The sequence below is a fragment of the Niveibacterium microcysteis genome (assembly GCF_017161445.1).
Taxonomy (GTDB): domain Bacteria; phylum Pseudomonadota; class Gammaproteobacteria; order Burkholderiales; family Rhodocyclaceae; genus Niveibacterium; species Niveibacterium microcysteis.
This window is the reverse complement of sequence record NZ_CP071060.1, coordinates 569,578-581,867: the sequence shown is the minus strand read 5'-3', so window position 1 is coordinate 581,867 and position 12,290 is coordinate 569,578. Positions and strand designations below refer to the sequence as shown.

The 12,290-nt window shown below is 68.5% G+C and carries 11 protein-coding genes; 3 read left to right on the top strand and 8 right to left on the bottom strand.

The annotated features are described in order from the left end of the window. Positions 1–86: 86 nt before the first annotated feature. Positions 87–1,715, top strand: coding sequence for an isovaleryl-CoA dehydrogenase (locus tag JY500_RS02675; protein WP_206254991.1), 1,629 nt, complete (start codon positions 87–89; stop codon positions 1,713–1,715). A gap of 60 nt (positions 1,716–1,775) precedes the next feature. Continuing rightward, positions 1,776–2,702 carry a substrate-binding periplasmic protein gene (locus tag JY500_RS02670; RefSeq protein ID WP_206254990.1) on the top strand — a complete coding sequence of 309 codons (927 nt, stop codon included), beginning with the start codon at positions 1,776–1,778 and terminating at the stop codon, positions 2,700–2,702. On the opposite strand, the gene JY500_RS02665 is transcribed toward JY500_RS02670, so the two are convergent. Continuing rightward, positions 2,685–3,152, bottom strand: a complete 468-nt coding sequence (locus JY500_RS02665; protein WP_172201143.1) for a putative toxin-antitoxin system toxin component, PIN family — start codon at positions 3,150–3,152, stop codon at positions 2,685–2,687. The genes JY500_RS02670 and JY500_RS02665 overlap by 18 nt on opposite strands. 134 nt (positions 3,153–3,286) lie before the next feature. On the opposite strand from JY500_RS02665, the gene JY500_RS02660 reads away from it, so the two are divergent. Then, positions 3,287–4,915 carry a bifunctional aminoglycoside phosphotransferase/ATP-binding protein gene (locus tag JY500_RS02660; protein ID WP_206254989.1) on the top strand — a complete coding sequence of 543 codons (1,629 nt, stop codon included), beginning with the start codon at positions 3,287–3,289 and terminating at the stop codon, positions 4,913–4,915. On the opposite strand, the gene JY500_RS02655 is transcribed toward JY500_RS02660, so the two are convergent. From JY500_RS02655 to JY500_RS02625, 7 genes are all read right to left on the bottom strand, one after another. Then, positions 4,900–7,695, bottom strand: coding sequence for an AMP-binding protein (locus JY500_RS02655; protein WP_206254988.1), 2,796 nt, complete (start codon positions 7,693–7,695; stop codon positions 4,900–4,902). The two genes, JY500_RS02660 and JY500_RS02655, sit on opposite strands and share 16 nt — an antisense overlap. Positions 7,696–7,777: 82 nt before the next feature. Continuing rightward, positions 7,778–8,578, bottom strand: coding sequence for a hypothetical protein (locus tag JY500_RS02650; protein ID WP_206254987.1), 801 nt, complete (start codon positions 8,576–8,578; stop codon positions 7,778–7,780). A 52-nt stretch (positions 8,579–8,630) separates the two neighbouring features. Beyond that, on the bottom strand, positions 8,631–9,110 hold the full coding sequence (ahbB, locus tag JY500_RS02645) for a siroheme decarboxylase subunit beta (RefSeq protein WP_206254986.1): 480 nt from the start codon (positions 9,108–9,110) through the stop codon (positions 8,631–8,633). A 15-nt stretch (positions 9,111–9,125) separates the two neighbouring features. After that, a complete protein-coding gene (locus JY500_RS02640; protein WP_206254985.1) occupies positions 9,126–9,602 on the bottom strand; it encodes an Lrp/AsnC family transcriptional regulator in 477 nt (158 codons plus the stop codon). 4 nt (positions 9,603–9,606) lie between these two features. Beyond that, positions 9,607–10,689, bottom strand: coding sequence for a siroheme decarboxylase subunit beta (ahbB, locus tag JY500_RS02635; protein WP_246479762.1), 1,083 nt, complete (start codon positions 10,687–10,689; stop codon positions 9,607–9,609). Then, positions 10,689–11,879 carry a cytochrome D1 domain-containing protein gene (locus JY500_RS02630; RefSeq protein ID WP_281391246.1) on the bottom strand — a complete coding sequence of 397 codons (1,191 nt, stop codon included), beginning with the start codon at positions 11,877–11,879 and terminating at the stop codon, positions 10,689–10,691. Before JY500_RS02630 ends, ahbB (JY500_RS02635) begins: the two co-directional genes overlap by 1 nt. After that, complete coding sequence (locus tag JY500_RS02625; protein ID WP_172201147.1) at positions 11,869–12,234, bottom strand: c-type cytochrome; 366 nt, start codon at positions 12,232–12,234, stop codon at positions 11,869–11,871. Before JY500_RS02625 ends, JY500_RS02630 begins: the two co-directional genes overlap by 11 nt. Positions 12,235–12,290: the final 56 nt, after the last annotated feature.

The following is a 12,290-nucleotide window of genomic DNA, read 5'->3' as shown; positions in this document are numbered from 1 at the left end:
CTAGCGTACCGGATACCGCAGCGCAGCGTGCCCCGTACGCACGCGTACGTCAGAATCAGCCAGACACCCGACCAAGGAGTGGCGCGATGAGCTGGCCGACGCACGAAGTGATGAACCAATCGCCGGAGCTGGGCGACTACAACCTGTTCGAAGCCGACGCAGCGCTGCGCGAAGCCGCCAACCGCGAGGGCGCGGCCTGGGCCAGCGATGCGCTGCGGGCGACCGGGGCGGAACTCGGGCGCACCGAGGTATTCGAGGCTGGCCGCCTGGCCAACACCTACGGGCCGGTACTCAATGCCTTCGATGCGCGCGGACACCGCATCGATCAAGTCGAATTCCACCCCGCCTGGCATGAGCTGATGCGCGGCATCGTCGCACGGGGCTTCCATGCCTCGCCGTGGGCAGAGCCGCGCCCCGGCGCCCATGCCGCGCGCGCTGCCGGCTACCTGATGCAGGCGCAGGTCGAAGCCGGTTCGCTGTGCCCGACCACGATGACCTACGGCGCCATTCCGGCGCTGTCGCGCGACCCCCAGCTCGCACGCGATTGGCTGCCGCGCCTGATGTCGCGCGACTACGATCCCCGCGACGTGCCGTTTGCCCTGAAGCGCGGCGGGCTGATCGGCATGGGCATGACCGAGAAACAGGGTGGCTCCGATGTGCGGGCCAACACCACGCGTGCTGAACCGGATGGCCACGGCGGCTGGGCGCTGACCGGCCACAAATGGTTCTTCTCCTGCCCGCAGATCGACGCCCACCTGGTGCTGGCGCAAACGCCCAGCGGGCTCTCGTGTTTCTTCGTGCCGCGCTGGCGGCCGGACGGCACGAAGAACCCGGTGCTGGTGCAGCGCCTGAAGGACAAGCTTGGCAACCGCTCCAACGCCTCGTCCGAAGTCGAGTTCCAAGGCGCGTATGCCAGTCTGCTCGGCGAGGCCGGGCGCGGCGTGCCGACCATTCTCGAAATGGGCACCTATACACGGCTCGATTGCGTGCTCGGCACCACTGGCCTGATGCGCCAGGCGCTCAGCCGCGCGGTGCATCACGCCCGCCACCGCAGCGCCTTTGGCGCGATGCTTGTCGCGCAGCCGCTGATGCGCAATGTGCTGGCCGACATGGCACTTGAAGTGGAGGCCGCGATCGCGCTCGCACTGCGGCTCGCGCGCGCCTTCGACGAACACGACGATGCCTCGCAGCACCTGCGCCGATTGCTCACGCCGGCGGCGAAATACTGGATCTGTAAGCGCGGCCCGGAGCTCGCCGCCGAAGCTATGGAGGTGATGGGCGGCAACGGCTATGTCGAATCCGGCGCCCACGCGCGCATCTATCGCGAGATGCCGGTGAACTCGATCTGGGAAGGCTCGGGCAACGTGATGTGCCTCGACGTGATGCGCGCACTCGCCCGCAGCCCGCACGCGGCCGATGCCCTGGCCGCAGAGCTTGCCCCCGCAACCGGGCGCAACGCGGACTTCGACCGCTTTGTCGGCACGCTCCACCAGAGCCTGCGCGCGGGCGAGCCTGATCCAGCCGGGGCGCGCCGACTCGCGCAGAACGTGGTGCTGGCCGTGCAGGGCGCACTGCTGCTGCAACATGCGCCCGCCGGTATCGCGCAGGCGTTCTGCCGCTCGCGCCTGGCCGGGGACTGGGGCTACAGCTTCGGCACCCTGCCCGCCGCCAGCGACCTCGATCGGCTGATCCAGCGCGCGCTGCAGACGGAATGACCCTACCCGCGGCGCGGCGAAAGGGCTAGGCTAGCGGCAAAGAACAAGGAGAGAGACGCCGTGCTGCTCCGCCGCCGCATCCTGATGCTGGCCACGTGTGTTCTGGCCAGTCTGGCCGCCACCGCGGGTGAAACGATCGTGCGCTTTCCGCGTGGCGCCAATCCGACCGATTTTCGCTACACCTACCCGGTCCGCATCCTGCAGCTGGCGCTCGACAAGACCGCCGCGGAAGACGGTCCGGCGCGCGCCGTGCAGGCCACGGAGCCGATGACCAATGCGCGCATCCAGGCCGAAATCGAGCGCGGCGGCCTGATCGACATCGCGAACTATCCGCCGGGCCGGGATCTCACGCAGCGGCTGCAAGCGATCCCGATCTGCATCCGCAAGGGCATCCTCGGTATCCGCATCTTCATCATCGACCGCAAACAGGCGCCCCGCTTCGCCGCAGTGCGCACGCTGGACGACCTGAAGGCGCTCAGCGCCGGTCAGCTGAAAGACTGGCTGGATACCCGGGTGCTGCGTGCCAACGGCCTGCAGGTAGTGACCTCGGAGAACTACGAAGACCTCTTCGAAATGCTCGCGACCGGCAAGTTCGATTACTTCCCGCGCGGCGTCCATGAGCCCTATCGCGAAGTCGAGCCCCGCGCGCTGCGCTTTCCGGACCTGATGGTGGAAGAGACCCTGGCGCTCAACTACCCGCTGCCGGACTACTTCTTCGTGCGCAAAGGCAATACCGCGCTGGCGAACCGCGTGCAGCGCGGCCTCGAACGTGCGATTGCCGACGGCTCCTTCGAGGCGGCGTTCCAGAAGGAGTTCGGCGAGTCCTTGCGTCGCGCCAAAGTCGCGCAACGCAACATCATCCATCTCGACAACCCGGATGTCGGGCCCGTGCCCAACCCGGACGACCCGAAGCGCTGGCTTCAGGCCACCAGGGCCGCCGACGAGGGCGGCAAACGCAGCAACGGCAAATCAGCCCATAGCGACTGAGAGCCAGCGCTCGAACGCCTCGGGCGTGATGATCGCGACGCGCTCGCGCAGCAGGCGATGCTTTGCCAGCCGCAGCACCGCCTTGTCGCGGCTCAGCAGGAGGTTTGCGCCACCGGTGAAGGCCAGCTCGATGAACTTCTGGTCATCGCTGTCGCGGCACTTGGGCAACAGGTATTCCGGCTCGATCGCAGGCACCAGCTCGACCCGCGCGCGGTATTCGGCAAGCAGCGCGGCCTGCGCATCCGGTGCGACCGCGAACTGCGTATAGGCGAGCACGCGGCGCAGTTCTTCGAGGGTTTCTTCCCTTGCCAGCAACACGAAGCGGCCCGCCTCGCAGGCCGCGCGCAAATGCGGCAGCTTCGGGTCACGGAACAGCCACAGCGCCAGTACGGTGTTGGAATCGAGCAGCACGCGCGGCTGCGCCGGAAGGGTTTCTAGCAAGGCAGACATAGCCGCGACTCTAGCCTAGATCGCAGCCGCATCAACGCTGCATGCCGCGGCGATTGCTTTGCACCCGCTGCTCGCCTACGGTTGAAAGGCGGCCACCGCTTGCGTTAGGCACGCCGCCGCGCCGGCAGCCACCCATGAAGCCCGATCGCCCCCTTCCCGATGCAGACACGTTGCAACGCCAGCTGGTTGAAGCGCTGCACACACCCGACTGCTACCCGCACCCGGTGGGCACGGTGCGGCTGCTGGAAACCCATATTTCGCGCGTGCTGCTGACCGGCGACTTCGCCTACAAACTGAAGAAGCCGGTCGACCTTGGCTTTGTCGACTTCAGTACGCTCGCGCTGCGCCGGCGCGACTGCGAAGACGAGCTGCGTCTCAATCGCCGCCTCGCACCCGAGCTCTACCTCGCCCTCGTCACCTTCTGCGGCGACCCCCACGCGCCACGCCTGCGCAGCGACGCCGACGCAGCAGATGTCATCGACTACGCGGTGCAGATGCGCGAGTTTCCGCAGGATGCGCTGCTCGACCGCATCGCGGCGCGCGGTGCGCTGACGCCCGACATCATTGATGCCGTTGCCGACGCGATGGCGCACTTCCACGAGAGCGTTGCGCGTGCGGGCGTCGATGATATTTACGGCACCCGCACCACGGTTTGGAACCCGGTCGCCAACATCATCGCGCCGCTTCGCGCGAGCGCGCAGAACGCCGACGAAGGCGCGCTGCTGAGCCGGCTCGACGCGTGGTGCACCGGCGAGTATGCACGGCTCGAAACGTTCTTTGCCGAACGCAAGCGCGACGGTTTCGTGCGTGAAGGCCATGGCGACCTGCACCTGGGCAATATTGCACTGCTGCACGGCCGGCCGCAGGTGTTCGACTGCATCGAGTTCAGCGCCGCGCTGCGCTGGGTGGACGTGATCTGCGAAGTGGCCTTCCTGTTCATGGACCTCGAAGCGCATGGCCGCAGCGACCTCGCCTGGCGCTTCCTCAACCGTTACCTTGAACACGGCGGCGACTACGCGGGCCTCGCCGCCCTGCGTTTTCACCATGCCTACCGCGCGCTGGTGCGCGCCTATGTCGCCGGCATCCGCGCCGCGCAGCCGGATGCCGCCAGTCACCCGCAGGCCACGCTCGACCGCGCGCGCTACCTCGCCTGCGCAGCGCGGGTGCTGCGCAAGCCAGCGCCACAGCTGCTGCTGATGCATGGCCTCTCCGGCAGCGGCAAATCGTATTGGGCTGGTATCGCACTCGAACTCATCGGCGCAGTGCGCGTGCGGTCGGATGTCGAGCGCAAACGCCTCAACGGCCTGGGCCCCACGGCCCGCAGCGGCTCGCCGGTCGACGGCGGCATCTACGCCGAAGCCGCAACGCGCGCCACCTATGCGCGGCTCGCGGAACTCACCACCGGCTTGCTGGCGGAAGGCCACAGCGTCATCGTCGATGCCGCCCATCTCAAACGCTGGCAACGTGACGCCCTACGCGCCACGGCACAAGCGCTTGGTCTGCCCTGCCGCATTCTCAGCTGCGTCGCAGCGCCGGCCACGCGGCTCGCACGGCTGCAGGCGCGCGCAGCGGCCGGGCTGGATGCATCGGAGGCCAGCGCGGCGGTGCTGATGCACCAGCGCGAGCACAGTGAGCCGCTGGCGGCCGACGAACAGGCGATCACGCTCGAGATCGACAGCGAACGCGCGACGCCCGAGCTGCTGCGGCGCTCACTCGCTACACCGAGCCACGCGGCGCGCGTGCGCGATCACGCGCCATCCTGAGCGCTTGCATCGAGATCGGGCTCGCCGCACAGGCGGCGCAGCTCGGCGCGGGTGGCCGCCATCAAGCGCATCGCCGCTGGCCAGTCCTGGCCATCGGGCGCCAGGGTCGCGCCTTGCTCGAAACGCAGTGGCTCGCGATGTGGCAGCCAGGTGCCATCGCGCAACAGGGCACGACTGCCGCGCAAGCCGGTGCAGACGACCGGCACGCCGGCATGCGCGGCAGCGAGGAAGGCACCAGCATGAAAGCGTCGCAGGCCTGCTGCGCGCGTGAAGGTGCCCTCGGGGAAGACCACCAGCTGCGCGCCGCGCCGCAGGGCCTCGACCAGCACTTCGACATCCTCCGCGCCGCGTAGCGCATCGTGGCGCTCGACGAACAGGGCACCGAGGCCGCGCAGCAGCGTGCCGGCGACGCGCTGCTGCGCGAGTTCGGCCTTCGCAACGAAACGGTACTGCGGCGGCAAGGCCGCGCTGAGCAACAGCCCGTCGAGATAGCTCGCGTGATTGCACACCAGCAGGTGCGCACCAGCGGGCGCGGCCAGGGCGGCAGGTGTCTCGATCGACAGCCCGCACAGCTGCATCCAGCCGCGTGCGGCACGATGGACCCAGGCGCGCGCCCAGGCGTGCGCGGGGCAGAACGCCACCAGCACGCACGTCGGTGCCGCCAGCAGCGCGAACGCCGCAAGCGACCAGTACGACCACAGGCGCCCCGCCAGCCAGCGTGCGCTGACGCGCAGGCGCGCCAACAGGCCTTGCACCAGCAGGCGCACGCCCTGCAGCCACAGCGGCCAGTCGCGCTGGCGCAGTTCGCCGGCCAGATAGCGCTCGCGCGTGGCAGCCCGGCGCAGTTTGCCGCTGGAGGTCTTGAGCACCGCATGCGGCGGCGCAAGCACGATGTCGTCGGCCGCTTCGCCAAGCACCGCCTGTGTGCAATCGGCGATGCGCCGCTGCAGCGCCGCACGGGCCGTGGCATCGCGTTCGCGCGTTTCGGCCAGCACGACGAGGCGCTCGCCACCGCCGCCCGCTGGCGCACACGCGAACACCGCCACACAGCCACGGCGCACGCCATGCAGCGCACCGACCGCCTGCTCCAGATCGTAGGGGTAGAGGTTGCGGCCGCCGCGGATGATCATGTCCTTGATCCGCCCGGTGAGATGGATCTCGCCATCAGCGAGATACGCCATGTCGCCACTGTCGAGCCAGCCGTCGCGGAACAACCGGGCGTTTGCCACCGGGTTGCGGTAGTACCCGCTGGTGGCCGAGGGGCCACGAAACTCCAGGCGGCCAATGCGCCGCTCCGGCAGTTCGTCGCCCGCCAGATCCACCACGCGCACTTCATGGCCCGGCAGCGGGCGGCCGCAGGCCGGAATCAGCACCGCATCGTCGCCCGCTGCAGCGGGTTCCGCGCGGCGCTCCTGTGCGAACGGAGCGGTGCGGATTCGATCGATGCGCGGACCGCGCCCCGGCGGCGGAAAGGCGAGGCCGACCGAGCATTCCGCCAGCCCGTACACCGGCGCCAGCGCGTCACGCCGCAAGCCGGCCGGCGCGAACCGCGCAGCAAAGGCGTCCAGCGTTGCCGGGCTGACCGGCTCGGCGCCGTTCAGCGCCATGCGCCAGCAGGAAAGATCCAGCTCCGCCAAGGCAGCATCCGGCACCTTGCGCACGCACAGTTCATAGGCGAAGTTGGGGCCGGCCGACAGCGTCGCGCGGTGTTGCGAGATCGCCTCAAGCCAGCGCGCGGGTCGCGCCAGGAAGGCCAGCGGGGACATCAGGACCAGTGGGAAACCGTAGTAAAGCGCGCCCAGCCAGGCGCCGATCAACCCCATGTCGTGATACAGCGGCAACCACGAGACGAACACATCATCCTGCGTGACCTGGCAGGCGCGCCCCATCGCGCGCAGGTTCGCAAGCAGGTTGGCGTGGCTCAGCGCCACACCCTTCGGGTCGCCGGTGCTGCCGGAGGTGTATTGAAGCAGCGCCAGCGCATCCGCGGCCGGGTGCATGACATGCTGCGCCGTGCCGACCAGTTCGTCCGGCGCCAGCACCGCGACGATGCCCGGCGCCGCGGCCCGCAGGCGCAGCGCAACCGGCTTGGCCTGCGGCACCGTGATCAGCAGGCTGGCTTGTGCATTCGCGAGGATCGTCGCGTGGCGGCGCACATGCTCGTCGATCTGCGCCAGCCGCGCCGGCGGGTAGATCGGCACCGGCACGCCACCGGCAAGCAGCACGCCGAAGAAGCTCACAAGGTAGTCGTGCCCTGTCGGCAGCATCAGCGCCACCGTCTGCCCGCTACGAAGACCAGCGGCGATCAGTGCGGCGGCGCGCTGGGCAGCGCCCTGCCACAGCGCGCCGTAGGTCAGGGGCTGGTCGGCGCCTGCCTCGTTGAGCAACAGTACATGCACGCGATCAGGCTCGCGCTGCGCGCGCCACTCAAGCACGTCGACCAGGCTTGTCGCCTGCTCGGGCGTGCCCTGCTCGCGGGCGCGCTCGGCCGGGAGCGCCGTCGACGCAACGCTGGTCGGCAGTTCGCCAGCCCAACGCAGCAACTCACGCAAGGTATCGGCCTCGGCGTACGCGCGCTCCGGGAACTGCAGCCTCAGCGCATCCGCAATGCGACTGATCAGTTCGACGCGACCGAGACTATCGAGCTCGAGATCGCGGCCAAAGGCGCTGTCGGCGTCGAGCGCGATCTCGCGGCCCGGATGCGTTTCGCGCAGCAGGGCGGCAGCAATCTCAAGCGCTTGCGCGCAACGGGCATCGCGCGTGGCGACAGCATCGGCCATGATCGGCCCTCCACCCACGGCGAGGGCGAGAGTGCCGCATCACCGGGGCCTATCCTCAGCATAGGCGCCGGCGGATCAGCCGTCAGAACCGGTAACCGAGGGTCAGCTGGATCCGGCGCCGGTAGGTGTTGGGCACGCCGCTGCCCCACAGCAGGCCACCGGCCATCAGCGCCGCTTCCCATGCCGGCGCGAGCCGCAAACCACCTTCAAGCTCGGCGGTGGCGCCGCTCTTGCCATCCTGTTCCCAGTCGAACACCGGCTTGATCGTGAGCTTCACGAACCGGCCGTCGCCCCAGCCGTCGTTGAGGCTCGCTTCGAGCTTGGTGTAGTTGATGTCCTTGCGGCTCTCATCACCTTCGAACGAGACGACCTGCTGCAGCAGGCCCGCGAGGGTCAACGCGTGCTTGCTGTCGTCGATGCGGTAGGCGCCGGCCGGCAGGCGCGTACGCAGCGCAGGCGCGATCTGGTACTTGCCGCTGCCGAGGCTGGCCGGGTCTGCGGTCGGCAAAGTGAGCTCGGCGTATGCGGTGAGTGGCAGGCCGAAGACATCCACCGCTTCGAGATCGGCACGCAACTTGATGTCGCCGAGTCGCGGGTCGAGCAGCTTGCCGCTGTAGCGGGTGTCGGCATCGGGAAACGGCACATCCAGCCGCAACAGCGACAGATGCGCGGCGGGGAAGTACTCAAGGCGCAGCGTGCTGCGGGTTGATTCGTCAGCCGTGCCGCGGTCGGTATTCTGGCGCTTGAACTGGAAACGCCAGGGATAAGGCTGCGCCGGTGCGGCGCTCGAAGCCGGTTCGTCGTCGGCCGCGGCAGGCGTGCTTGCCCACAAGGCGGCAAGCAGCACGACAAGGAAGCGGCGAGGTTGGTGGGGACTGAGCATTACGAGCGGAATTGTCGCCGCAGCGCGCGACAGATGAAAGCCGGCGTGCGGCTCAGGCGCCGATGCGCAGGCCGGTTTTCTTCAGGATGGCGGTGGAGAACAACACGTCGTGCGCGCGGCAGGCCGCGCCCAGCAGGGCATGGATCTCCGCAACGCGGGCGAGCACCTCTTCGCGCGTATGACCGTGCACCATCGCGAAGAGGTTGTAGGGCCACAGCGGCAAGCGCCGCGGCCGGCGGTAGCAGTGGGTGACGCAGTCCATGTGGCCGAGCTGTTCACCGAGCGCGTCCACCTGTTCGTCATCGACATCCCAGACCGACATGCCGTTGGCGGTATAGCCCAGGGCGTAGTGGTTCGGTACCGCAGCGATACGCCGCACCCTGCCGTCGGCCTGCATGGCGCGGAAGCGTTCGAGGATGCGCCCGGGCTGTTCGCCGAGCGCCTCGCCGATCGCCTGAAAGGGCTCAACGGTGAGCGGCAGGCCAGCCTGCGTGGCGAGCACGATGCGGCGGTCGAGTTCGCTGTCGTCCATCTCGCTCGCTCCTGATCAAACCGTGAACTTGAGTTCGACGAAGAACTCGTGTTCCTTCGGGAAGGCGTACACCGGCAAACCGGTCTCGGCCTCGATCCGCGCAATCGCGGCATCAATGCCCTGCGGCGTTTCGGTCGCCAGCACGAACCACATGTTCAGCGCATGCTCACGGCGGTAGTTGTGCGCCACCTCGGGCAGCGCATTGACCTGCTCGCACACGACATCCCAGCGCTCGTCCGGCACCGCCAGCGCCGCCAGCACGAAAGCGCCGCCCATCCTGGCGACATCGAACATCGGCCCGAAGCGCGTCAGCACGCGGCGCTCAAGCAGGGCGGCGATGCGATCCACCACCGCCTGTTCGCTGATGCCAAGGGCGTCGGCGAGCGCGACGTAGGGCCGCTCGATCAAGGGCAGACCGTCCTGCAGCGCGGTGATGAGGGTGCGATCGATCGGGTCGAGCTGCGCAGGTTCGGTTGCGAGCGGGCGCGCCATTGGCTCAGCGTTCCGCGTAGCGGGCACCGCGCTGCTTGTAGCGGCGGGTCGAGAACAGCACCTCGGAAGGGCAATCGGCAATGCCGGCCTCGGCGACCGCGCGTTCACGGGTCTGCAACACGGCTTCGCGCTCGCGCCCGTGGATCATGCAGTACAGGTTGTAATGCCAGCGCTCGGACACGCGTGCGCGCCGGTAGCACAGGTTCACGCCGGGCAGCGCGGCGATGCGGCGGCCGGCTTCGGCGGCGCGCGCATCCGGCACATCCCACACGCACATCGCGTTGGCGCGAATGCCCAGCTCGTGGTGATGGACCACGATACCGATGCGACGGATCGCGCCGGTCGAGAGCCAATGCCGCAGCTGTTCGATCACTTCGGTTTCGTGCATGTCGGCACGCATGCCCAGCCGCGCGAAAGGCCGCGGCACCAGCGGCAGGCCTTGCTCCAGCGCCGCCAGAAGGCGCCACTGACGGCTGTCCAGATTCACGCGGGCGCGGGTGAGGTCGACCGAGCGTGCCGCGCGCGCTTCCGGGCCGCGCAGATCGAAACCCAGATCCAGGTGATAGCCCTCGAGCATCGGCAGGTCGAGCGGTGCCGCGCCGGTGGCATCCTCGATACGCTGCAAGGCGGCGTCGATCTGGCGCCGTTCTCCTGCAGTGAGCACGAACCAGAGGTTGTATTCGTGCTCGCGCGCGTAGTTGTGATTCACCTCGGACATCAGCGAGATGTAGCCCGCGACGGATTCGACGCGGTCCTGCGGCACGCTCAGCGCGGCCAGCGTGGATGCGCCGAATGCTGCCGGCGTGAGCACCGCGCCAACACGCGAAATGGCGCCCTCGCGCTGCAAACGACGCAGCGCGGACAGCACATCGCGCGGCGGGCGGCCATAAGCCTCCGCGATGCGGGCGAAAGGCTCCGGGTCGAGCGGCAGATCGCGCTGCCAGCGGTTGAGCAGTTCGAAACCGAAGGCTTCGTCATGCACCTCGTCGCCGCCCTGCCCACCGAGGAGCGTGAGAATGTCGACCGAGCCGCCGCTAGAGGGCACGGAATGGGGCGGCGGCATGTCGGTCATCATCCTGGGTTTCATCAGAATCCGATTCTCGCGGCGCGCGTCGTGAAGAAAATGCCGGACGGCGCGTCGATGGAAAAGCTTGCGAGCGTGTCAAAGCGCTCGGTGTTGATCACGCTGACCCGGTTGTCATCGCGCGCCGAGAGCCACACCTCGCCGCCGCGCGGCAGGAATTCCAGATGCAGCACGGCGCGACCGGGTTCCAGCGACTTGACGACACTGCGCGACAGCGAATCGATCACCTGTACTTTGCCGTTATCCGGGAAGGCGAAGTTGACCCATATCTGTCTTCCGTCAGGTCGCGCCATCACGAAGACCGGCTGACCCGCCACCGGAATCTGCGCAACCTGTTGCCAGCTGCGGGTATCGACCACCCAGACCTGGTGCCGACCAATCGCCGGCAGCCACAGGTAGCCATCGGCCATCGCCCAGCCGCGCAGGTGCGGCATCTTGTAAACCGGCAGCTTCTCGTCACCGCGGCCCCAATCGCGCAAGACCTTGCGCACACCTTTTTCAGGCTGCCAGAGATCAAGCAGTGCGAGGCCATCCTCGCCGAACAGGCCGGCGAGGTAGTAGCGCCCGTCCGGCGTCACCAAACCGTCATAAGGCTGCAGGCCGGCGGCGTATTTTTCGGTGCGCGGCGTTTTGGGGTCGGACAGGTCGGTGACCCAGATCTCGCCTGCGTCGAACAGCGCGTAGGCGAAGCGATTGCCGGGCAGGTCGGCCAGCCCGACCACCTTGGAGCGCTTGCCCTCTGCGCCGTAGGTCGAAGGCACCTCGGCCAGCGGCGCCAGCGTATCGGCGTCGAAGGCGCGGATACCGCCCGGCTCGTAGTTCTGCGCGACGACGATACGGCCGTCCTGGCTGATGGCGCCGCCAATCGAGTTGCCGGCTTGTTGCACGCGGTGCGTGATACGGCGGGCCAGCAGGTCGACACGCGTCAGCGCGCCGTCGCGGCCGAACACGAAGGCGAAACGGCCATCGCGTGCGAACACCACCGAAGCATGCGACAGATCGCCCAGCCCGCTGACCTCGCCAAGCACGGTGCGATGCGAGGTGTCGACCACCGCGATCTTGCCGCTCGCGCGTGCAATGACGACCCCCAGATCGCCTGTGCCGCGCAACTCGGGCGCTGGCGGCTGCGAGGCGCATCCGGCGACCACGCCGGCAGCGAGCAGCAGCGCCCGGATCCGCAGGTCAATGCGCACGGGCAAGCTCCTGCGGGAAACCGTTGATCAGCTGATCGAGGATCCAGTCGGCCTCACCCTCGGTCAGGAAAGGTGCCCAGGGTGGCATCGGCGTGCCCGGACGGCCGTGCAGGATGGTGGCGAGCATCGCCTCGCGCGGCCGGTTGGCCAGTGTTCCGGCGTTGAGCGCCGGCCCCAGCCCGCCGGTCAGCTGCATGCCGTGGCACGAGCCGCAGTCCTGCCGAACCAGGTGAATCAGCGCGTCAACGCGTTCGGCCGACGGCGCCGCGGACGCATCCGAGGCCTGCCAGAAGCCCAGCAGCAAGGCGCCGACCGCGCCGATACGGATGATGCGATCAAACAAGTGTGGCGACATGGATTCGCGCTCCCCCTTCGCGAGATGGGGCCAGCATGCCGACCGGGTGCTACGCC